Raw genomic sequence first — 21,169 nt, 5'->3', positions numbered from 1 at the left:
ATTATTTAATCTGTTAGAAGTATGTTTTTAATAGACACTACTTCTACAGCATTTCTACCAACCTTAATAGCCAAGCGCATAGCTGACACTGCTTGAGTGTTTTGGTTTGGCAGTGCAAATTTGAAAATTGCCGATGTGGGTATGTTTGCAATTAGTCTTTTTTTCACTCCTAAATAGGTTTTGAAGTTTGATTTAACACCAGCCAAGTCTGCTTGTGAAATCCTACCCTCAAAGCCGTTTTCATCATAAATAGTACTAGTATTATGTAAATTAATAACAATATCTGATTCCAGACTCGTTATCCTAAATTCACATATAATCATCTTGTCTTTTTTGCATTTAATCAAATCAATCTGGACCCCACTTGCAATAACCGACCCCTGCGAAGAAAACTTCATCTTTCCATTTAGTTGCGTAAAAACATCAACTTTTTTTTGTGAATTAGACTCTATAGAATCTATACGATTTTCAAGCCGAGTCAACTCGTTCTCTAAGTCTTTAATAGACCTAATATTTCTCTTCTCAGAATTTAATTGAGCATAACAATCTACAGAAAGAAGCATAACAATCAGAAATACAAGATATTTTTTCAAAACCCACGTCTCCTATTCAGTTAAAAAAAGTAATTCAATTGGTGAATCTTCAGTTAAAAAAAGTAATTCAATTGGTGAATCAGAAGTTAATTCAATATTCTCTTCAGATGGGATAACTACGCTCTTATGCTCAGCAGTTTTGTCTTCCTCCTCCTTTATTACTTGCAAAGTATATTTCGTTTTTCTATTAGATTTATTTTCTATTCTCCACTCATATGGTGTTTTAACTTTTAAAGTTAAATTTTTTTGGGCTTTTGTTTTTTTAGGTTCCAGCCTTAAAATACTTGCGGCCATATCTTGTTTGCCTATGGAGACTATTATATCTCCAGATAATGGTAACTCACTACTGCCTCTTTTTACCCTAATTTCAGATAACTCATTATCAATATGATTTTTAATATGGCTATCCAATATAAGATACATACATAAAAACCCAACGACCAAAACAAATATTATATATATAGTTCTTTTATTATCCCCCCTAAAGGAGGGCATATGAAACGTATAATAGATATCGCGTATTTTTTGAGTACATTTAATAACGAATATTTGATTTTTAGAATAGTTTGCAATGATATTACTAAGGTTACTGATAAAGGCAATAACAACCGACACAACTCCCAAAATGCAAAGCAGCGTTTTCATTCTATTCTAAACACCTAAATTTGCGGTCATATGACCATTCTCCATACATACCCATGGAGCCCCCCCAACCTCATCAATAAAACATCATAAACCATTTATTTTTAGAAAAAACAAAAAGAAAGCCAAGCAAGCTGAGCATATTATATGAAATCTATATAAAAAATACACCTTTTGAGCAAGATAGAATTAACATTGTTCACCATGCAGTAACACCACAAAATAAAATCTCAAATTCCAATAATTTCTCTCTTCAGCAAACATACAACAAAAAGCTTATACCGAAGCATATTATCAGCACCTAAACAGAGATTCTTGACATATAGATTATAAATCTTTATTGTCGAATTATAAGAGACTACCAGCTAAACTGAAAAGCCTAAGCTGATCTAATAAAGGAAATCTTTATAATGATAACTACCTGCATCGCAAACCAAAAAGGAGGCGTGGGCAAAACCACCACCGCCATCAACCTGGCCGCCGGGCTCGCACTGGCGGGAAAACGGGTTCTCCTTGTGGACCTGGATCCCCAGGCAAACCTCACCAGCGCCGCCGGAGCCTTTGCTTCGGGCTGTGCCTACACAACAAGCCATGTGCTCCACCAAGAGACGGGGATCCCCGAGGCGGTGGTGAAGGATGTCCTGGGCGGCCTTGTGGATCTGCTCCCGGCGGACGAGACGTTGAAGCGTGCTGAGGACCTGTTGATCCCGGAGCTGTTCTCCGAGTCACGGCTGGCCAAGGCCCTCCAGGGGCTGGATTATGACCACGTGCTCCTGGACTGCTCCCCTTCCCTGGGGCTTCTCACCATCAACGCCCTGGTGGCGGCCACCCATGTCTTGATCCCCTGCGACTACGGGAGTTTTTCCATCGGCGGGATCGCCAACATCCATAACAAGATCGCCGAAATCGGCCTTGCCGGAAAGACCGTGCGCCTGTTTGTCACCATGTACCGCAGCACCACCACGCGCACCAATGAATGGGCGGAAGGCGAGCTGGCGCAGTACCGGGAAATCATGCTCCGCACAAAGGTCCGAAAAACAGAGCCCCTGCTCCAGGCGGCCATCGAGGAGCAGAGCATTTTTCAATTCGCGCCCAAGGGGATCGGGGCCGAGGACTATGCAGCCCTCACCGAGGAGTACCTGGCCTTATGAAAAACTCGGAGCCAACAAAAGGGTGAAGATCGCTGCCGGGTTCGGCGGGGAGACCGGGACCTCATCCCATGAGCTTCTTCCCCAGGGCAGCTTTCTCAACGTGCCGGTGGATGCCCTGAAGCCGAATCCTTACCAGCCCCGACAAGTATTCAACCATAAGGAGCTGGAGGCCCTGGCCGAGTCGATCCGGCACCAGGGCGTCATCACCCCCTTATGCATCTTCGTTGAAAAGGACCAATACTTTATTGGGGGCGGTGAGAGGCGGTGGCGGGCGTCCAAGATGGCAGGCATGGCCACGGTGCCCTGCTACGTCACCACGGGGAGTCCGGCGGAGATCGGCCTCATCGAAAACATGTTCCGGCAGGACCTCACGCCCATGGAAGAGGCCGAAGCTTATGCCCGGATGCAGAAAGAGTTCCGATACACCCACCAGGACCTGGCCCGGGTTGTGGGCAAGTCCCGCAACAACATCACCGAAACCCTGGGCCTCAACAAGCTGCCGGAGGCGATCCGGGAAAAATGTCTACACGTAGACATCTCAAAACGGGCCCTCATCGCCATCTCCCGGATGGAGACGCCAGAAGCCATGGAGGCAGCATTCAATCAGGCCACGGGTATCAGAACAAACGAAACGGACGAACCGAAGCCACCCAAGACGAAGAAATCCAAAGCAACCAGGGCCACCGCCCGGGTGGAGAAGCTGACGGACGAAATCCGAAAGGTGAACTTGACCGAATGCAAGCCGGATGAATCCGCGGCCCTGGTCCTGGCCCTTCGGGACCTGAAGACGGAACTTGAACGGATCCCGAACATGGCGCTGTCCATGATGAACCAGGAGGAAGGGCCTCTGAACCTCACCGGCTCCTGCCGGGTCAAACTCCTTAATGCTGGCTTTCGGATCTTCCGGACGCTGGGCTACGGCAATGTGATCAAAGAACTCAGCGCCACACCGGCGGCTGGAAGCTGGTGAGCAAGCATAAAACAAAGAAAGCGATGAACGAGGCCCTGGAGGAACTGCTCCAGGACCCCATGTGCGTGAGAGATTGAGGAAGGACAGGATGATGCGAATTAATGAGAAACGGGTGGAGGGTCGGAAGAAACAATCACTCTATTTCAGACAACTCTTTCAAAATTTGCGGCAGTTGATTGCCATTAAAATCAAGCTCGATATTGCATCGATCACACGCATACGGAAAAAAGCCTTCCATGGACCCCAGAGGCGCATGACACATCGGACAATAAACCGTTGGATCATATGCACCCGAAGACCGGCGTTTAAAAAATGCCCCTCGGTACTCAACAAATTGCTCGGTAACCGCCTGGGTTTCAAGCTGCTTTCGAAGCTGTTTGTTCTCTTCTTTGCACTTGGCAAGTTCCATCTTCAAATGGCGACAATAATTCGTGAGCTTGTCCGACTCCTCTTTGATGAGGAGCAACCGCTCCCGGAGGATCGTACTGCTTCCGTGTTCGTTGATTAGCTTTTGCAAACTATCGAGCAATCCCATTTAAACCACCATACATCATAAAAGTTAAAAGTTAGACGCAACGGCAAGCTAATAAAACCTATACCAACTTGTCAACTTTTCAGGCAGCAAGGAAAAACCAGCTCAACCTCATAAGCGAAAGTTGAATAGATAGATACAAACTCACCACGGGTTGCGTGCACCCGTAATCTGGAGACACTCTGGAGATTAAAATGCACGTCGGACGTAAGGAGGAAAAACAGTGGCGCGAATCAACGAAAAACTGGTTGCAGAGCTGAAGAGAGATTACCTGACGGCAGAAGAGCTGGCCGAGGTGTTTCGGATCAGCCACAAGACCATCCTGAACTGGAACTGCGACGGCAAATTTGAGCAGGGCGTGGAAGTCATCCGCATATCCGGTGTGCTGCTCTTTTACTGGCCTGCGATCCAGGCGCGCCTTCATGCGAAACCTGAACCGCCAAAGAAGAGAACCAAAAACATTCCCAGGCCCGAAGGCTGCCTCATCAATATGTAATTGGCATCGCCCTTCCCCGTGTTGTATCGTCTTGCTGATACAGATGAAAGGAGGTGGCACGAAAGGATACAACATGACAGGAAACGAAGCCGTTTTGATCGACTTCCCCAACCAGAAAAAGAAAGACTGGAAGCGGGACAAGCTGAATCAGAACAAGAAAGGATCCGTCTACGAACGAGGCGGGAAACTCTATGTCTATTTCTTTTACAAAAACGAACGGGTGAGGGAGCCCTCCGGGCTTGCCGACACCAAAGAAAACCGCAAGAAGCTGAGACTCTTCCTGGACAAGATCCATGTGGAGATCGCGGGAGGGGAGTTCGAGTTCGCCTACACCTTTCCGTACAGCAAGAAAAGGGACCACTTCACCCTTCTGGAAGGGCGCACGCTGAACACAACGCCCGAGGAGATCACCTTCGGCAGCTACTTTGAAAAGTGGATGAAGGAAATGAAGCCGGGCATGACCGTGGGAAAGATACGCGATTACCAGAAGATCGCGGACTTCTATCTCCTGCCCTACTTCGGAGAGATGCCCTTTTCAGAATTCAAAATCATGACCATGAAGCGGTTCCTGGCGCATCTCACCGGCATGCGGAACCGATACGACAAGCCCCTTGCGGCCAGCACTTTGAACAACGTCTTCATCCCGCTTCGGGCCATCACGGCCGATGCCTTTGCCGAGTATGAATGGGCCATGCCGGATCCGTTCATCACGCTGAAGATGCCCAAGCGGAAAAAATCCAAGGTCAACCCCTTCACCATGGAGGAGTGGCAGCAGCTGATGGGGTTTATTCGGCCCTGGTACAAGCCTTACTTTGAGTTTGCCGTCAACACAGGACTCAGGCCTTCGGAACAGGTGGCCCTGAAATGGTCTGCCATCGATGGCGATTACATCGAGATCGAATTGAGCCGGGTGAAGGGGCTTGAAAAGGAAGACCTGAAGACGGAGAGCAGCCGCCGAAGCATCGAGCTTCGCCCGGCCATGCGGGAGATCCTGGAGCGCCAGAAGAAGCTCACCGCCCACTTGAAGAGTGAGTATGTGTTCCTCAACATGGCAGGCAGGCCCATCAACCAGGATAAGATGCGCCAACTTTGGGAGAGGGCCGAACAGCGCGCAGGCATGGCCCACCGTCGGATGTACGAGATACGGCACACCTTTGCCTCCTGGGCCCTGGCAGCAGGGGAACAGCCCGGATGGGTGGCCAAAACCTTGGGCCACTCGGATCTCACGATGGTTTACACGGTGTATGCCCGGTTTATCCCGGCGCTGAGGAAGGATGACGGTGGGAAATTTGAAAGCATGTACGCAAAAAAGCACCTCTCTTAAGCGTGGCCCTCGTAAAACTTCCACATTTTACGCCACATTGCTTAAAAACGGTGCTTTTAGACTATCTTAACCACCTGATTTAACAGGCTTTATAACTGGTGGAGGCGGCGGGAATCGAACCCGCGTCCTGAAATAATTCCCCGTAAGACCTCTACACTCATAGTCAGCATCCAAATACATCCAGGTTTTACCCGCTGACTCGGTCCCCTGAACGTCCCCTTGCAGCATTAATTTCGGTTCCGGACGCCGCCAGGTGGTGGAATACCAGGCTTCCGGTCCCTATCACATTAGAGTGTCGCCACGTTGGTCTTAAGTGAGAAGGTCAGGTGACGTGCATCCCGAAGGATACATTTTTTTTGCGGATTAACTGCTAAGCAGCTGCCGCATATGCATAATCGTCTGCATTTATGTTGTGATCGATTATTAACGAGGCCAACGATCATCCTCGGAGTGCAGTCAAACAGCTCTCATATCCCAGTCGAACCCAGGACGCCCCCATAAATTGGCTTCATAAGAGATGTGACTTGATCTGAAACTGTGAGGTGGGTGGCTCAGATCAAACGTAAGGTAATGCATCCGGGGCGGCCTGTCAATGGTCAGGGTGATTCCGGAGGCATCTTCGGGCGCGGCGCTCTTGCGCTGCAACCCGGGCGTGTTAATCCGAATAGTCTTTCTGCTTGTTCATGCGGTTCACTTCCAGCTTGGCGTCCCGCTCTTTCAGGGTCTGGCGCTTGTCGTAGAGCTTCTTGCCACGACCGACCCCCACCTTCATCTTGATGCGGTTACCCTTGATGTAAATGCTCAAGGGAATCAGGGAGCACCCTTTGATGTTGAGCATGTCCGAGATCTTGCGGATCTCCTTCTTGTTCAGGAGCAGCTTTCTCGGGCGCAGGGGGTCGTGGTTGGAGTGAAAGGAAAAGGGGTACTGGGAGATGCTCATCTGATAGACGAACAGCTCGCCGTTCTCCGCAATCTTGCAATAGGACTCCTTGAGGTTTACGGCCCCGTCGCGCAGGGATTTTACCTCGGAGCCCACCAGGACCAGGCCGGCCTCGTACTGATCGGTGATTTCGTAGTTGAACCGCGCCTTTTTGTTGTTGGCGATGGTTCGGGTGCTCTTTTCTGCCATAATCGCTGTCCTTGCCCACCTTATGGTGGCTGATCCCGCATGGCCCTGAATACAGAGATGCGGTCGAAAAAAACCGGTGGCCGCCTATGCGGCACCGGTTTCTCATGGGAGCCGCACAGGCGGCCGAAGGCATCACGCCGAAGCGGTACCGTTCTCGTTTTCTTCGGGGTAGACGAACTCGTCCATCATGGAGGCCACGCCGTCCACGGTGGTTGCCTCAAGAACCCTGGCTGCAAACTTCCGGGACTCGGAAAAACTCAGGCCTCGAACCATCTCCTTGACCATGGGCAGGGACTGGGGCGTCATGGAGAGCTCGTCAAGCTCCATGCCCAGAAGCACCGGCATGTTGGCGGGCTCCGAGGCCATTTCGCCGCAGATGCACACCTTAACGCCGTGCTTCTTGCCCACATCCACCACCTGCTTGATCATGCGCAGCACCGCAGGGTGAAGGGAGTTGTAAAGATGGGCCACCTTGCGGTTGCCGCGATCAATGGCCAGGGTGTATTGCGTCAGGTCGTTGGTGCCGATGCTGAAAAAGTCCACTTCGTCGGCCAGGCGCTCGGCCATGACCACGGCAGAGGGAACCTCCACCATGATACCGATCTCGAAGTTCTCGCTGTAGGGAATCCCTTCGGCTTCGAGCTGGGCAGCAGCCTCTTTGAGCATCTTTTTGGCTTCCAGAACCTCTTCCACGCCGGAGATCATGGGGAACATCACCCGGACATTGCCGAAGGCGGCTGCACGCAGGATCCCTCGGAGCTGGGTCATGAACACATCGGGCCGCTGGAGGCAGAACCGGATGGCCCGAAGCCCCAGGGCCGGGTTCTCCTCATCGTTCTCCCGGGCGTAGGCCAGGGCCTTGTCCCCGTTGATGTCCAGGGTCCGGATCACCACGGGCTCGGGGAAGATGAGCTCGGCCACCTCCCGGTACTGCTCGTAGAGTTCCTCTTCCGTGGGGAAATGGGAGCGGCTCAGGTACTGGAACTCGGTGCGGAACAGGCCGATGCCCTCTCCGCCGTAGTCCATCACCGAGACGATCTCCTCGGCCAGCTCAATGTTGCCCATGAGCTTGATGGTCACCCCGTCCACGGTGGTGGCGGGAATCTTGCTCCGGCGCTTGATATTGGCCCGCCGCGTCTCGTAGCGCAGCTTCTTCTCTTCGTACTCGAGGAGGGTCTCGTCCGAGGGGTCGATGATGACCAGCCCGTCGTTGCCGTCCACGATGATGATGTCGTCGTTCTTGATCAGGGCGGACACGTTGCCCAGGCCCATGACCGAGGGCAGCTCAAGGGTCCGCGCGATGATGCTGGTATGGGAGGTTTTCCCGCCGCGGTCGGTGACGAAGCCTTTGACGCGCTCCAGCTGGATGCGGCTGGTGTCCGCAGGGGTCAGGTCTTTGGCCACGAGGACCACCCGCTTGTCGATGTTGCCGATGTTCACGGCGTCGACCCCTACGAGATTCATCATGATGCGATCCGAGTCTTGCGGCCGCCGCCGCCGCCTTCAGTAGGGTCGGCAATGTCCTGGAACATGGCCTTGGCACGGGTGGCCACCTTTTTCAGTGCCCACTCCGCGTTGATGCTTTCGTCACGGATCGCGTCGATGGCCCGTTCGTAAAGCATCTTGTCCTTGAACAGGGCAAGATGGGATTCCAGGATCGTCAGGTGATGATGGAGCTCCTCGGGGAGCTCTTCAATCACTTCGATGAGCTCGTCCTCGGACTTTTTCACCGCTGTTTTGAAACGGTTCACTTCGTCTCGGATGCTCTCGGGTCGGACGGTGTACTTCTCCACAACGTCCACGCCCTCCCGATCCACGAGATAAGCCTGGCCGATGCAGATCCCCGGTGATCCGCTGATGCCCTTCAATACTGTATCTGAACCTTTGTCTGCCATGGGTAAAGATCTGCTCTTCTTAATTTTTCGTAACCTTGCACACGTCGTGGTGCCGGTTCACGTTGTATTGCCCGGGCCTTGCAACGCCCGGTGTTGACACTCGCACACCACGGCCCAACCCAAAGGATCGGGCTCCCGGCGAGCGCACCTCATGGTGTTATACACCAAGCCGTCCGCCAACTTAAACGGAAAACGGCCTTTGGTGTCAAAACACCTTGGAGGGAAACGTCAATCAATGAATGAATAGTTGAAAAAGTATCGCCGCGGACCACGCTTGATGCGTATCTCCCCGGGCCGGACGGCCGGGGCGGGGAACCACTCATCGACCTCGATGGGTCTTCACTCATCATCCTCGATGAGTTCGAAAATTCGATCAAGGACAGGCCTGTCGGAAGCGTCTTCCACTTCGATCTCCACCTCGGTGCCGCAGGCGCAGCCCAAGGTCAGGATATCGATGATGCTGGTGGCGTCGGCCTTTTCGCCATCACGAACCAGCCACACCTCCCCCATCGCCTCAGCCGCGGCTTTTGCAATCATGGCGGCAGGCCGAGCGTGGATGCCCAATTCACTTTTTACCGTTGTTTTTCTTGAAATTGCTTTGATATGACTTACCTTCAGGAAATGATGCGTAACAGCCCGGTTTCCCGGTCCAACGAAAAATACCGGACATTATTAGCACACAGCACCCCCTTGTGTCAAATTGAAAAACGTCGAGATTCTTCCAGATTAAAAACAATCCCAAGGGGTTGGGTTTACCCGCATATTCGCTGAAACCGGTTCATCAACAAAGGAGGCTGATCCCATGAAGCACTCGGTCACCATATACGGCAAAGACAAATGTCCCTTTACCCGGGCCGCCGTCGACGCCCTGAAAGAACGGGGTAACGATGTGGTCTACATCGATGTCCTCAAATCCCCGGAGATGATGGATAAAATGCTCGCCCTCTCCGGGGGCGGGCGAAAAATCCCGGTCATCGACACCGACGGAGAGGTCTCCGTCGGCTGGCAGGGAAAAACCTGACGGGTCTGAGACGACTCCGGCAGGTTGCCGGAGCACCCCATCGCCTGTCTGCACATCAACCAAGGGCCCAGCGGCCCGGCACCCCTTTTGGAATGCCCAGTTGAGCGGACGTTGCGTTTCACCACATGAGGAGTAATACCATGAAGCATCAGTACGTCATCGAAGAGTTCAAACTTGAAGAATCCTGGAGACTGTTCCGCATCATCGGCGAATTTGTGGAAGGGGTGGACAGACTGCATGACCTGGGCCCTGCCGTAAGCATCTTCGGCTCGGCCCGCACCAAACCGGGGACACCCTACTACGAAAAAGCCCGTGAGATTGCGGCCCTCATGGTGAAGAACGGGTACAACGTCATCACCGGTGGCGGCGGGGGCATCATGGAAGCGGCCAACCGCGGCGCCACCGAGGCCGGGGGAAAGTCCGTGGGCCTCAACATCAACCTGCCCTTTGAGCAGAAGCCCAACCCCTACGCCAACATCTGCGTGGAATTCAACTACTTTTTCATCCGCAAGGTGATGTTCGTCAAGTACGCCTCGGCCTATGTCATCATGCCCGGCGGCTTCGGCACCATGGACGAACTCTTCGAGGCGGTGACCCTCATCCAGACCCAGCGGGTCATGCCCCTGCCCCTGGTCCTCTTCGGCACAGAGTACTGGGGCGGCCTCATAGACTGGATCAAGGCCCGCATGCTCGAGGAAGGCACCATCAGCGAAGGGGACCTCGATATCATCAAGCTCACCGACGATCCCGAAGAGATCGTTGAGTTCGTCAAGGCAAGCAACAAGGATTAATCCGCGAGGCACACCAGCCCCCGAGGCGGCTCATGCAGCCGCCTGGCCCCGGCGGCAGCCCCGTCCCCAGCGAGCGGGCACACAACCCCGCGCCCCCTTCCGTGATTCCGGCGTTGTGGCACAAGCCACAACCTGATACACGTACCGTCTGTTTATGAGACACATGAAACACATCGCACACCGAAACGAACCACGGACAACCCCAGCATAACCCCAAATAAGCAGACCGGAAAAACAGGCTGGCGTCTTCCTGGCCGGACCAGAGACGACCGAGCCCGAGGGGCTTTACGGCCCCATGCCCGACACCCGACAACGCCTGTGCCTGCACGGGCTCGACATATAAGGCAGTACATTTTCATGAACACCACCCACGCCCTTCACTTTCTCAACGCCGCCGCCATGGAGGCGACCCCGGACCACAGCGTCGACCTGGTGGTCACCTCCCCCCCGTACCCCATGATTGCCATGTGGGACGAGGCCCTCTCCAACGCAGACCCCGCCGTGGCAGAGGCCCTTGACCAGGGCCGGGGCATGGAGGCCTTCGAGGCCATGCACGGCATCCTGGATGCGGTCTGGGACGAGCTGGCCCGCGTGGTGAAAAAGGGAGGTTTCGTTGCCATCAACATGGGCGACGCCACCCGAACCATCGCCGGGGAGTTCGCCATCTACCCCAACCACTCGCGCATCACCATGGCCATGCTGAAAAGGGGGTTCACCCCCCTGCCCGAAATCCTCTGGCGCAAGGTAAGCACCGCACCCAATAAATTCATGGGTTCCGGCATGCTTCCTGCAGGAGCTTATGTCACCCAGGAACACGAATACATTCTTCTCTTCCGCAACGGCGGCAAACGGGTCTTTAAAAGCGGCCCGGACAAGGAGATTCGAAAGGCCTCGGCCATCTTCTGGGAAGAGAGAAACCGTTGGTATTCGGACACCTGGAGCGATATCTCCGGCGTACGCCAGGAAACAGGCGACACAGCCCTGAGGCAACGCAGCGCCGCCTACCCCCTGGAGCTGCCCCTGCGTCTCATTCTTATGTACTCTGCCATGGGAGACACCGTGCTGGATCCGTTTTCCGGGACAGGCACCACCATGCAGGCCGCCCTTGCCACCGGCCGCAACAGCATCTCCTATGAGATCGACAGCGGGTTTGCCCCCATGTTCGATGCCCGGGCCACACAGGCACCCGGCCTTTCGCACACCATCGCGCGAAGCAGGTACGAGGACCATGTGCGGTTTGTCGATGAAAGGCTGGCGTCCGGAAAAGCGATCAAACATACACATGAAGCCTGGGAGCTGCCCGTGGTCACCGCCCAGGAAAAGGGGATGACCCTGCCGGTGACCGTATCCGTCGAAAAAAACGGGGCCGGCTTCAGCGCTGAACACGCCCCCTTTGTTCCGGGCCAAAAGGCGCCCAAGCCGTCGCCCCTCACCGGAACAGATGAGGCCCCCGAAGAAAAGGGTGCCACACAGATGGCACTGTTTACCTAAACCCAACCAATGAAAACAGGTTTTCACCACACCCCGATCCGTGTTTTCAGGAGGATGCATGCATATATACCCAGACACCACAGAGCACCCAGAGGGATACCCCTCGCGGAAGGATTTTTTCGTCTCCACGGAAGGTGATGAAAAAGGATTCGGTCTTTTTACCAGGCGAGCTTTCAAAAAAGGGGAGATGATGGCCCGTTTCACCGGCGAGGTCCTCGACGAAATCCGGCTGCACACCCTCCAGATCAGCCCCACAAAACACCTCCACGATCCCCATTTTGTGGGCTACCTCCTCCACGCCTGCGACCCCAACGTGGCCCTGGACATGAAGACCCTCACCATGTGGGCCCTCAAGGACATCGACCCGGGTGAAGCCCTCACCATGGACTACACCTCCACCGAAGACGTCCTCTACAGGCAGTTCCCCTGCCTTTGTGAGGCCGACAACTGCCGCAAGTGGATCACCGGACGCCTGGAGGCCCCAAGCGAAGAGGGATACGCCTACCTCGAAGGGCTGAAACTCGCCACTCCGGCCAAGAAAGTCTACGCCCATGCCTGATTCTTCCCACACCCCATTCTGGTGGGAACGCCAAGGGCTCTGCTACGACAAAGGGCACCTTCGCTTTGCAGAAAAAAAGGTGCAATCCCTGGCCCGGCGCTTCGGCACCCCCACCTTTCTCTACAGCGCCCCACGCATCCGGGAAAACCTTGCCAGGCTCCGCCAGGCACTGGAGACCACAGGACGCCCGTATCGCCTGCACTACGCCATGAAGGCCAACCGGTTCGCGCCCATCCTCACCCTTATGGCCACGGAAAGACTCTGCTGCATCGACGCCTGTTCCCCGGAAGAGGTGATGCACGCCATGGGATGCGGATTCAAAGAGTCCGATATCTCCTACACGGCCACAGCCGTCTCCAATGAGGACTTGGACACCCTGGCCCGGTTCGAAAAGCTGCACATCAACTGCGACGCCATAAGCACCCTGCGCCGCCTGGGCACGCGGGCCCCGGGGCGGAACATCGGCCTGCGCATCAACCCGGCCATGGGCGTGGGCTACGGGGACAACGCACTGCTGCGCTACAGCGGCAAGAGCACCACCAAATTCGGCATCTACGCCGAACAGTTTGACGAAGCCCTTGAAATCGCTGCAAAGCACAAACTCGCCGTCACCACCCTTCACCTCCACACCGGCTGCGGCTACTTAAGCGATCAGCTCGCCCCATGGGAACAGATCCTTGAAGAGGCCAAAACCTTTGCCGAGAAAATCCCCGGCCTGCGGACCATTAATTTGGGTGGCGGCCTGGGCGTGCCCCACACCCCCACAGACACCGCCCTGGACCTTGGCCAATGGGCCGCTGTCATCAAGCGGGTCTTCGGAGATTCCGGCCTCACAATCGAGGTGGAGCCCGGGGACTACATCGCCAAAGACGCAGGCCTACTCCTCCTCACCGCCAACACCGTGGAGACCCGGCGATCCACCCGCTATATTGGCGTGGACGGCGGGTTCAACATCGCCGTGGAGCCCGCCTTTTACCGCCTCCCCTTCGAGCCGGTTGTCACCCGACTCAAAAAAGGCCCCATCCTTTCCGCAACCGTTGCCGGCAACATCAACGAAGCCCTTGACCTCTTTGCCGAAGGGCTCCCCCTGCCCCCTGTGGAAGAGGAAGACACCCTGGCCCTCATCAACGCCGGGGCTTACGCCTCCTCCATGAGCTCCAACCACTGCATGCGCGGCCAGTTCCGTGAGGTGTTGCTTTTTTAAAAGCGTGCCTCCGGCGGCGAGGTGAGCCACCTCGAAAGCATATTGCCCTTGCGCTTCGCCCTTCGTTCCTCAGGACAAATCGCAAGGACATTAAGGACGGGATCTTTTCTTCGCTCCCAGGCTCTGCCTGGGAATGTTTGACGCAAGGCTCTGCCTTGCCAGCATGGAGGCAGAACCTCCGAAAAACATCCCCAGGCGGAGCCTGGGAACGACGGGGCCAAGTCGGCTACGGAGGCAGCATCGGCCTTGATCACCGTTTGGCCCATGGGCGTATATACATCCCCCCCGAAAACCTTTGTCCCCTGGAGCGCCGCACTCCTGTGCGGCACGGGTAACGACGGCCTAAAAAGCCGCACCGGAGTGCGGCGCTCCATTTCAGTCGGTCTTCTCGGGTTTATTTAAGGTCACCGCCAAGCGTCATCCAAAGCGATCCTTATCAAGGTATAGCCCCGCCAAAAGACAAAGTCGGTGGCCATTCACCCATGGTGCACGGAGTGCGCCCTACAGGATGTCGTTCAGCGTGCCGCCTTGTCCTATCCAAAGCCTTTAAGCAACGAGATCGGAGACCTCCCCTTGCATTGGAAGCACCGGGTACCGTTTTCCTCGGAACCTAGTCGGCTGCGGAGGCAGTATCGGCCTTGATCACCGCTTGGCACATGGGCGTATGTACATCCCTCCCGAAAACCTTTGTCCCCTGGAGCGCCGCACTCCTGTGCGGCACGGGTAGCGACGGCCTAAAAAGCCGCACCGGAGTGCGGCGATCCATATTCAGTTGGTCTTTCTCGTTTTTTTAAGGTCACTGCCAAGCGTTATTCAAAACGAGCCAGTAAGGCCTAACCTCGTCAAAAGACGAAGCCCATTGCGGTTCCACCATGGTGCCTGGTTCTTCCCCCATAGCCCCCCAAAACAAAACAGGCCGTGGGATAATGGGATCATCCACGGCCTGATGTATTCAAATAGTCTGGAGAATTCTTTCAACGCACCATCCGGTTGTACCGGCTGCCGAAATTGACGTAGTCCCCTGACGGCGTCTTTTTGGGCAGGGCATTGATCCTGCGGCCCATGGAGTTGGGAAGCCAGTGGGAAGGCTCTTCGTCCCAGGGCACATCGGCCTGGACGCGCCTTAGGCGGGTCAAAAGCGTGGCCATGCCGGAGGGATCGTAGCCCGCCCGTTTGGCGTAGAGCACACCGCGGGCGTCGGCCTCCATCTCGTAGACCTCTTTGCGCCCCCTGATGGCATGTTCGTACATGTCCATGGCCAGGTCATCGAGTTCCTGCTCCACCTCATCCTTGCCCAGCTCATCGTCCATCTCGGCGAAGGCATCCTCTGCATGGATCTTGGATTTCCTCGCCTCGGTTTCGATGGCACCGTGCTGGAGGGTCACGTGGGAAAGTTCGTGGGCCAGGAGACAGGCCAGCTCATTTTCACTGCGGATGATATCCAGCATCCCCCTGGACACGAGGATCACTCCCATGGGGGTGGCGTTGGCAAAGATGGCATCCGTATCCACCACATGGACACTGATGGGCAGATCATAAAACTCCGAGCTCTCTGCCACCAGCTGGGCCACGTTGTTGACGTAGGAGACAAGGGCCCTGTCGGTCACCAGCCCCGGGGCGGCAAGGCGCCCGGTGATGTAGGCGCTCACCGCCACGGTGTCTCAAGGATCGAAAGAGGCTGCGGAGTACACCGGGGTTTTCGAAAGGAAATACCCGTGGGACCGGCGGCCCCTGAAGGTCTCTTCCTTGAACGCCCCGTACCCTTCGGGGGTCACGTATCGCACAAAGGGCGCCTCAAACAGAGCCCGGTTGAGGTTGCCGGTACGCACCCTGTTTTCAAAAAAGCCCTTCACCGCAGCGGTGACCATCACCGTTGCCATGCGCCGTCCCGAGGTGTCCTGGGCCATGAGGCCGTAATCGATGGAGCGACCCTGGGCCTTGAAGGCGTTTTCAGACACCCACCCGGTCTGGCCGTCCGCGGTCTTTGCCCGGCGCCACATGCCGTGGGTCTTCAGAATGGTCACCTCGTCCCCTTTGTTCAGGACTGACACCACCGGATAGAACGAGCCGGGGTTCTGCCGCAGGGAGGCGGAAGACACCTGAATGGTCTCGGCAAAGGCCGCGCCGCAGAAGAGCATCACCAGCATCGCTGTCATGCATTGAATCGTTTTCATGGTCCCTCCATGAGATTACTTGGTCTTAAATGTAAACACCCCGTCTGCGTCCACCAGCTCGGGGGTATGCTTGAGAAGCCTGCACCGGTCGATGTAGGCGGCGCTGGGCTTGTCGTCCGGGTCCAGGGCCAGCACCTTCTCAAACCGGGAGATGGCATCGTCCCACATCTTCTGTCGATAGGCGGAGAGGGCCTCTTTAAAGGCGTCTTCCACCTGCTGCATTCGGTCCGTGACATGCTCCAGGCGGTCCACCAGGGTAAAGACCCGGATGGGCTTGTTCTTACCCTTGACCCGGATGCAGTCCAGCTCCCGGAACACGTATTCGTCCTTCACCTGCTCCCAGGTCTGCTCCGAGAGCATGTTGGTGGTGCCGTAGGCCTTGTTCACGCCCTCCAGCCGGGCCGACAGGTTCACGGTGTCCCCGATGGCGGTAAAATCCATGCGTCGGGTGCTGCCAAGGTTCCCCACCACCACCGGCCCGCTGCTGATGCCGATGCGTGTCAGGATGTTGCCCTTGTCCGTTGAAATCATCTCGTTCACCTTTTCCCGGCGAAACGCAAGGATCACCTCGCAGGCGGCCCGGGCGTGGTCCTTGCGGTCCACCGGCGCCCCGAACACCGCCATGATCCCGTCTCCGGTGTACTTATCCAGCAGGCCTCCCTGGTCCAGCACGATGTCCGTCACCACCTGGAAATAGTCATTAAGCACCTTGATGAGCTGCTTGGGCGTCTTGTCCTCGGAAAAGGTGGTGAACCCCTGGAGGTCGGTGAACAACACCGTGCCGTGGCACTCCACCCCGTCTAAGGAGACCTTGTCCGGGTCCTTCATGAGCTGATTGATGACGTCCTCATGCAGGTACCGGGAAAAAACTGTCCGAATCTGACGGCGCGCCGCCCCTTCCGTGACCATGCGGTAAACCGCAGCGCCCGAGGCGGAAAGCCCCAGGGATGCCATGGGAAAGAGAAAATCCGCGGCAACAGCGCCCGAGCGAAACAGAACCCAGCTGCCCCCAAGCGGCACCAGCAGGAGCACGCCGCTGGTCAGGGCCGCCACGGGAAACGATCGGGAGGTAAAGGCCACAGCCGCCAGAAAGCTGCCGGTAAAGGAAAAAAGCACCAGCCAGACAAACCCCAAACCGCGAATTCCATGGCCGTTGAGGTAGTTGTCCAGAAGGGTGGCCTGAATCTCACCGCCGGGGTAAGGCGCCAGGGCCGTAAAGGGAGTGGTCTTCAAATCCGTGAGGCCCGGAGCCGTTGCGCAGACCACCACCACCTTGTCCTTGTATGCCTCCGGGGCAATCACCGGCGTCTCCCCGCCCAGGGCCTGGACCGCGGAGCGCAGGGTGTCGTAAAAGCTGTCGTAGCGGTAGACCCCGCCACTCCCCCCCTTGCCATGCCAGTACACGATGTGGTTGCCCCGTGCGTCCAGGGCAAAGGTGCGGTTCCTGGTCACCAGTTCGCGTTTCCGGGGGTCGTAGCGCACCACCTCATCGCCGGTCACCGCCAGGTAGGCGGCAAAGGCGAGCTGGGGGTAGAGGCGATCCCCCACCCGAAAAAAAAGGGGCATGCGCCGCACCGTGCCGTCGTCATCGGCCAGAAAATTCACCACGCCGTTTGTGGCATGGGCCCCAAGGGAGTCAATGGGCATGGTGATACTGTGGTATGGCGGCAGCTTGAGCATCCCGCTGTTTTCAAAGACCATGGCCCCGTCATCGGACAACCGGCCGTCGCCGTTGGTGGACACCACCGACCCCAGCACCACGATGCCGGACTCCCGGATGGCCTGGGCAAAGGCCTGCTCCGAAGACTCGGCGTCCACGTCCAGGCGGTCCACCTCTTTTTCCGTGAAGAGCATATCAAAGACCACGGCCCGGGCACCGGCATCGGCCAGGTAGCGGGTCACCACCCCGTAGAATTCACGGGGCCAGGGCCAGTTCACATGATACGCTTCGGACAGGTTGCGGATGGAGGCGTCGTCAATGGCCACCATCACCATATCGGGGTCGGCCGTGCCCTCGTCCGTTACCATGCGAAGGGCGGCATCAAAGGCTGCGTGACGCATGTTCTGATAAACAGGGGAAAATGAAAAAAGCCCCACCACCAGGGTCGCCACACAGGCAGTGGCCAGGGCCGCCACCATGGCCGGCCAGTTCTTTACCGTCTCCATACCCCTCCTTTACCCACACGCATCCGATCCCGCTTCCAGGCACCCGACCGACAAACCCGGCGCCTCTTTTTGGCATGAACACAAACAAAGTATAGCCCGAATCCCGGATTTTTCCAGTGACCCGAGTCACAACACACGGCATCCCATGCAGCAAAAAACCGCCGCACCGAGACGATTCCATTGACGTGCTAAGAACCCCGCATCGTATGTTAAAAGCGATGGCACAGGTGTGCCTCTCCGGCGGCGGTCCTGCCGGGGACAAAACGTTTAAACGTAGAACAATTAAAGATGTCAGGTAAGTTTTCCCAGGCTCCGCTGAAATAGTGCCGGCTGTTTTTTGCTGATGCCTGACACGGCGATGCCGCCACCCTGCGGCTATGGGTGCACTCGACTCGTGAAATATACAGGGTAAAGAAAGCCGGGGCGGCCTCAGCCCCGCTCAACCCCCGACAGGTCCACGGGCTCCCCGGAGACGGTGATGGCAAGGGGCTTGCCCTCGACGCCTTTCAACACCACATCAACGGCCTCCCCCCCTGCAAGGCGGGCATCCTTGCCCCTCAGGGCCGGCAGGTCCAACTCCTCCAGCGCCCGGGTAAGGAGCGCTATCTGGGTTTCCAGGGACTCCTTGTTTCCGCGTCCCTTGAAGTAATCGGAGATACGACGATTATGGAGCCTCTTCACCTCGCTGGCGATGCAGTGACGGCTCACGTCCAGTTCGATCTGTGTCACGATCCCTCCTAAAAGATCCCGTCGGTTAGGGCCCGACCGCCAGGTACAAAGCCCTGTTCACTCCGGTGAATAGTACCACCCCTTGCCCTGCCCTGCCATCTCTTATTCCTCGTAACACCACACATGAAAGCAATAAAACACCTTGGCCCCGGCCATAAAACAGCACCGTTTTTTTGCCTGTCCCCTTTTTTAATACGTTTTTCAAAAGGCGACCCACCGGAGGCAACGGCACAGGTAAAGGCGCTGGCACCGGGGTTTTTATGGCTTGAATTGACTTTCAGGGGTGCCGTTGATATCCTGATTAGTTATGAAATCTGGAACCATCATCGAATACATAGATCAGCAGAAGCTGATATGCGCCGCGGTGGCAGATGTCAAAGGTAAACGCCTGAGACTCATCACCGAAAGCGATAAAGAGGTGAGCCTTTCCGCCTCCCGCATATCCCTGACCTCGGACGACGCCCTTTCTGAATCGGCCAGCCGCGCCACCATGGTGGAAGCCCTCAAGGCCACCGTCGCCCGTCGTGAATCCCTCAAACAGGAGATCGACCTCAAAGAGCTGTGGGAACTGCTCAATGAAGAAGGGGAGTGGATCGATCTCACAACCATGGCGGAATACTGCTTCTCCGAAGCCGTGACCTCCGACCACAAGTCAGCCATCATCCGGGCGTTCTTCGAAAACCGGACCTGGTTCAAGTTCGACCACGACCGCTTCCTCCCCTACACCCCGGAGCAGGTGGAGCAGATGCTCGCCAAAAAACGGGAAGAGGAGAGGCGACTGAAGGTCATCACCGAAGGGGCGGCCTGGCTCAAGGGCCTCCTGGGAGACAAAAAGCCCGGCCCCTGCGAGCATGCCATGGAGATCATCGCCTGCCTCAAGGGGTGGTACATAGAAGAACGGGAGAGCCGCCACTTCGACATGGCCAAGGCCATCCTCGCCGAAGCCAACATCTCCTCCCACGAAACGGTCTTTCGCCTGCTGGTGAAACTCGACGTGTTCGACGAAAACGAAAACATCGACCTCATCCGCATGGAGGTGCCGCGACACTTCTCCGACGAGGTGCTCGCTGAGGCGAAACGCCTGGTAGAGGAGGCTCCGGCCTCCTTCGAAGGCAGGCGGGACCTCACCCACCTGTCCACCATCACCATCGACGGCAGGTTCACCACCGATTACGACGACGCCGTCACCATCGAGCGCCTGGACGACCGCAAAACCCTTCTGGGCATCCACATCGTGGATGTGGCCGAGTCCGTCAAACGGGGCAGCCTCATCGACAAACGGGCCCTGTCCCGCGGCAGCTCCATTTATATGCCCGACCAGAAAATCCCCATGCTGCCCTCGGACCTTTCAGACAACCTCTGCAGCCTGGTGGAAGGCACGGTGCGCCCCTGCATCAGCGTGATGATCACCCTGAACCGATTCCACGCCGTGGAAGACTTTGAGGTGGTACCCACAATCGTCACCGTCCGGCGCCAGCTTACCTACACCGGGGCCAACACCCTGGCCAAGGAAGGGGACGAGGACCTGTCCACCCTCATCAAGATCGGACAGGCTTTCCGCAAGAAGCGACTGGACAGCGGTGCCGTGCACCTGAGCCTGCCCGAGGTCAATGTCCACCTGGATGAAGAGGGCACCCCCGTCATCTCCACCGTGGACCGGGAGAGCCCCTCCCGCATGATGGTGGCAGAGCTGATGATCATGTCCAACTGGCTCATGGCAAGCTTTCTGGCCCGCCACAACCTGCCCTCGTTCTTCCGGCTCCAGCCCGATCCCAAGGAACGCCTGTTCAAGGGGGAAGAGGCGTCCCTCTACCTCAACTGCATGCAGAGGAAGCAGCTCTCACGGGCCTACATCAGCCAGAAGGCAGGCCACCACTCCGGTCTCGGCCTCGACGCCTACACCACGGCCACCAGCCCCATCCGGCGCTACTACGACCTTGTCTCCCAGCGCCAGATCCGGTCCGTCATGGGCCTGGAGGAGCCGTACACCGAAGATGAGGTGGCCGAGGTCTCCCAGCACCTCGACATCCCCATGGGCAGCATCGGGCGCATTCAGTCCAACCGGCGCCGCTACTGGATCCTCAAGTACCTGGAGTCCAAAGTCGGCGAACGCGTGGAAGGGCTGGTCCTGGACAAGCGCCGCCACAGCTTCCAGGTCCTCCTGCCGGACTACATGATGGAGGTGATGCTCCCGGCCAGCGGCCTGAGCCTCAAGTCCGGGGACATGGTCCAGACCGTGATCCAGCACGCCGATGCGCGAAAAGACAATTTTGCGGTGTTTGTGGGGTAGTGAGGGCTTAAG

21 protein-coding genes and 1 other RNA gene are annotated in these 21,169 nt (G+C 56.4%); 10 read left to right on the top strand and 12 right to left on the bottom strand.

The annotated features are described in order from the left end of the window. Positions 1–5: 5 nt before the first annotated feature. Together ACOYW2_RS29445 and ACOYW2_RS29440 are read right to left on the bottom strand one after the other, a co-directional pair. Positions 6–593, bottom strand: a complete 588-nt coding sequence (locus tag ACOYW2_RS29445) for a hypothetical protein (RefSeq protein WP_482768914.1) — start codon at positions 591–593, stop codon at positions 6–8. A 12-nt stretch (positions 594–605) separates the two neighbouring features. Continuing rightward, on the bottom strand, positions 606–1,238 hold the full coding sequence (locus tag ACOYW2_RS29440) for a hypothetical protein (RefSeq protein ID WP_482768913.1): 633 nt from the start codon (positions 1,236–1,238) through the stop codon (positions 606–608). Between the two features lie 407 nt (positions 1,239–1,645). On the opposite strand from ACOYW2_RS29440, the gene ACOYW2_RS29435 reads away from it, so the two are divergent. Both ACOYW2_RS29435 and ACOYW2_RS29430 read left to right on the top strand, forming a co-directional pair. After that, complete coding sequence (locus tag ACOYW2_RS29435) at positions 1,646–2,386, top strand: ParA family protein (RefSeq protein WP_482768912.1); 741 nt, start codon at positions 1,646–1,648, stop codon at positions 2,384–2,386. A gap of 22 nt (positions 2,387–2,408) precedes the next feature. Continuing rightward, positions 2,409–3,356, top strand: a complete 948-nt coding sequence (locus ACOYW2_RS29430; RefSeq protein ID WP_482768911.1) for a ParB/RepB/Spo0J family partition protein — start codon at positions 2,409–2,411, stop codon at positions 3,354–3,356. Between the two features lie 133 nt (positions 3,357–3,489). Here ACOYW2_RS29430 and ACOYW2_RS29425 read toward each other — a convergent pair whose 3' ends face one another. Next, on the bottom strand, positions 3,490–3,891 hold the full coding sequence (locus tag ACOYW2_RS29425; protein WP_482768910.1) for a hypothetical protein: 402 nt from the start codon (positions 3,889–3,891) through the stop codon (positions 3,490–3,492). Between the two features lie 220 nt (positions 3,892–4,111). Here ACOYW2_RS29425 and ACOYW2_RS29420 point away from each other — a divergent pair, with 220 nt between their 5' ends. Together ACOYW2_RS29420 and ACOYW2_RS29415 are read left to right on the top strand one after the other, a co-directional pair. Beyond that, positions 4,112–4,384, top strand: a complete 273-nt coding sequence (locus tag ACOYW2_RS29420) for a hypothetical protein (RefSeq protein ID WP_482767121.1) — start codon at positions 4,112–4,114, stop codon at positions 4,382–4,384. A gap of 73 nt (positions 4,385–4,457) precedes the next feature. Beyond that, positions 4,458–5,708, top strand: a complete 1,251-nt coding sequence (locus tag ACOYW2_RS29415) for a tyrosine-type recombinase/integrase (RefSeq protein ID WP_482768909.1) — start codon at positions 4,458–4,460, stop codon at positions 5,706–5,708. A gap of 96 nt (positions 5,709–5,804) precedes the next feature. Here the strand turns inward: ACOYW2_RS29415 and ssrA are convergent. The 5 genes from ssrA to ACOYW2_RS29390 form a co-directional block, all read right to left on the bottom strand. Then, positions 5,805–6,205: a transfer-messenger RNA gene (gene ssrA, locus ACOYW2_RS29410) on the bottom strand. 158 nt (positions 6,206–6,363) lie between these two features. Next, positions 6,364–6,837, bottom strand: a complete 474-nt coding sequence (smpB, locus tag ACOYW2_RS29405; protein ID WP_180137184.1) for an SsrA-binding protein SmpB — start codon at positions 6,835–6,837, stop codon at positions 6,364–6,366. A gap of 132 nt (positions 6,838–6,969) precedes the next feature. Beyond that, a complete protein-coding gene (gene ptsP / locus ACOYW2_RS29400; RefSeq protein WP_482421136.1) occupies positions 6,970–8,304 on the bottom strand; it encodes a phosphoenolpyruvate--protein phosphotransferase in 1,335 nt (444 codons plus the stop codon). Then, positions 8,301–8,732, bottom strand: coding sequence for a phosphoenolpyruvate-utilizing N-terminal domain-containing protein (locus ACOYW2_RS29395; RefSeq protein ID WP_482421135.1), 432 nt, complete (start codon positions 8,730–8,732; stop codon positions 8,301–8,303). The genes ptsP and ACOYW2_RS29395 overlap by 4 nt, the downstream gene beginning before the upstream one ends. A 339-nt stretch (positions 8,733–9,071) precedes the next feature. Further along, positions 9,072–9,326, bottom strand: a complete 255-nt coding sequence (locus ACOYW2_RS29390) for an HPr family phosphocarrier protein (protein ID WP_482418839.1) — start codon at positions 9,324–9,326, stop codon at positions 9,072–9,074. A 208-nt stretch (positions 9,327–9,534) separates the two neighbouring features. Here ACOYW2_RS29390 and uxx1 point away from each other — a divergent pair, with 208 nt between their 5' ends. The 5 genes from uxx1 to ACOYW2_RS29365 all read left to right on the top strand — a co-directional run bounded on the left by uxx1 (position 9,535) and on the right by ACOYW2_RS29365 (position 13,798). Further along, positions 9,535–9,753, top strand: a complete 219-nt coding sequence (uxx1, locus tag ACOYW2_RS29385) for a UXX-star selenoprotein family 1 (RefSeq protein ID WP_482414693.1) — start codon at positions 9,535–9,537, stop codon at positions 9,751–9,753. 140 nt (positions 9,754–9,893) lie between these two features. Next, positions 9,894–10,544, top strand: coding sequence for an LOG family protein (locus tag ACOYW2_RS29380; protein WP_180137187.1), 651 nt, complete (start codon positions 9,894–9,896; stop codon positions 10,542–10,544). A 357-nt stretch (positions 10,545–10,901) separates the two neighbouring features. Beyond that, positions 10,902–12,035, top strand: coding sequence for a DNA-methyltransferase (locus ACOYW2_RS29375; protein WP_482768908.1), 1,134 nt, complete (start codon positions 10,902–10,904; stop codon positions 12,033–12,035). A gap of 58 nt (positions 12,036–12,093) precedes the next feature. Further along, complete coding sequence (locus ACOYW2_RS29370) at positions 12,094–12,594, top strand: SET domain-containing protein-lysine N-methyltransferase (RefSeq protein WP_482768907.1); 501 nt, start codon at positions 12,094–12,096, stop codon at positions 12,592–12,594. Further along, complete coding sequence (locus ACOYW2_RS29365) at positions 12,587–13,798, top strand: diaminopimelate decarboxylase (RefSeq protein WP_482768906.1); 1,212 nt, start codon at positions 12,587–12,589, stop codon at positions 13,796–13,798. Before ACOYW2_RS29370 ends, ACOYW2_RS29365 begins: the two co-directional genes overlap by 8 nt. A gap of 974 nt (positions 13,799–14,772) precedes the next feature. On the opposite strand, the gene ACOYW2_RS29360 is transcribed toward ACOYW2_RS29365, so the two are convergent. The 4 genes from ACOYW2_RS29360 to ACOYW2_RS29345 all read right to left on the bottom strand — a co-directional run bounded on the left by ACOYW2_RS29360 (position 14,773) and on the right by ACOYW2_RS29345 (position 18,867). Further along, on the bottom strand, positions 14,773–15,453 hold the full coding sequence (locus ACOYW2_RS29360) for a M48 family metalloprotease (RefSeq protein ID WP_482768905.1): 681 nt from the start codon (positions 15,451–15,453) through the stop codon (positions 14,773–14,775). A gap of 6 nt (positions 15,454–15,459) precedes the next feature. Next, entirely contained in the window at positions 15,460–15,972 is a 513-nt protein-coding gene (locus ACOYW2_RS29355; RefSeq protein WP_482421131.1) for an SH3 domain-containing protein, read from the bottom strand. 15 nt (positions 15,973–15,987) lie between these two features. Next, entirely contained in the window at positions 15,988–18,138 is a 2,151-nt protein-coding gene (locus ACOYW2_RS29350; RefSeq protein ID WP_482768904.1) for a CHASE2 domain-containing protein, read from the bottom strand. 429 nt (positions 18,139–18,567) lie between these two features. Next, positions 18,568–18,867 (bottom strand): hypothetical protein, encoded by a 300-nt coding sequence (locus ACOYW2_RS29345; RefSeq protein ID WP_482414687.1) that lies wholly within the window; start codon positions 18,865–18,867, stop codon positions 18,568–18,570. A 307-nt stretch (positions 18,868–19,174) separates the two neighbouring features. Between ACOYW2_RS29345 and ACOYW2_RS29340 the strand changes: the two genes are divergently transcribed. Continuing rightward, complete coding sequence (locus tag ACOYW2_RS29340) at positions 19,175–21,157, top strand: ribonuclease catalytic domain-containing protein (protein WP_482414686.1); 1,983 nt, start codon at positions 19,175–19,177, stop codon at positions 21,155–21,157. The last annotated feature ends 12 nt before the right edge of the window (positions 21,158–21,169 follow it).

The sequence above is a fragment of the Desulfoluna sp. CLI2B genome (assembly GCF_056847375.1).
The sequence above is the reverse complement of the archived record's forward strand: the minus strand, read 5'-3'. Positions and strand labels throughout refer to the sequence as shown.

Bases quoted from the DNA above. Each gene is read 5' to 3' on its own strand.
- ACOYW2_RS29440 (WP_482768913.1), bottom strand. From the start codon at position 1,238: ATGAAAACGCTGCTTTGCATTTTGGGAGTTGTGTCGGTTGTTATTGCC.
- ACOYW2_RS29435 (WP_482768912.1), top strand. From the start codon at position 1,646: ATGATAACTACCTGCATCGCAAACCAAAAAGGAGGCGTGGGCAAAACC.
- ACOYW2_RS29425 (WP_482768910.1), bottom strand. From the start codon at position 3,891: ATGGGATTGCTCGATAGTTTGCAAAAGCTAATCAACGAACACGGAAGC.
- ACOYW2_RS29415 (WP_482768909.1), top strand. From the start codon at position 4,458: ATGACAGGAAACGAAGCCGTTTTGATCGACTTCCCCAACCAGAAAAAG.
- smpB (WP_180137184.1), bottom strand. From the start codon at position 6,837: ATGGCAGAAAAGAGCACCCGAACCATCGCCAACAACAAAAAGGCGCGG.
- ptsP (WP_482421136.1), bottom strand. From the start codon at position 8,304: ATGATGAATCTCGTAGGGGTCGACGCCGTGAACATCGGCAACATCGAC.
- ACOYW2_RS29395 (WP_482421135.1), bottom strand. From the start codon at position 8,732: ATGGCAGACAAAGGTTCAGATACAGTATTGAAGGGCATCAGCGGATCA.
- uxx1 (WP_482414693.1), top strand. From the start codon at position 9,535: ATGAAGCACTCGGTCACCATATACGGCAAAGACAAATGTCCCTTTACC.
- ACOYW2_RS29380 (WP_180137187.1), top strand. From the start codon at position 9,894: ATGAAGCATCAGTACGTCATCGAAGAGTTCAAACTTGAAGAATCCTGG.
- ACOYW2_RS29375 (WP_482768908.1), top strand. From the start codon at position 10,902: ATGAACACCACCCACGCCCTTCACTTTCTCAACGCCGCCGCCATGGAG.
- ACOYW2_RS29370 (WP_482768907.1), top strand. From the start codon at position 12,094: ATGCATATATACCCAGACACCACAGAGCACCCAGAGGGATACCCCTCG.
- ACOYW2_RS29365 (WP_482768906.1), top strand. From the start codon at position 12,587: ATGCCTGATTCTTCCCACACCCCATTCTGGTGGGAACGCCAAGGGCTC.
- ACOYW2_RS29355 (WP_482421131.1), bottom strand. From the start codon at position 15,972: ATGAAAACGATTCAATGCATGACAGCGATGCTGGTGATGCTCTTCTGC.
- ACOYW2_RS29350 (WP_482768904.1), bottom strand. From the start codon at position 18,138: ATGGAGACGGTAAAGAACTGGCCGGCCATGGTGGCGGCCCTGGCCACT.
- ACOYW2_RS29340 (WP_482414686.1), top strand. From the start codon at position 19,175: ATGAAATCTGGAACCATCATCGAATACATAGATCAGCAGAAGCTGATA.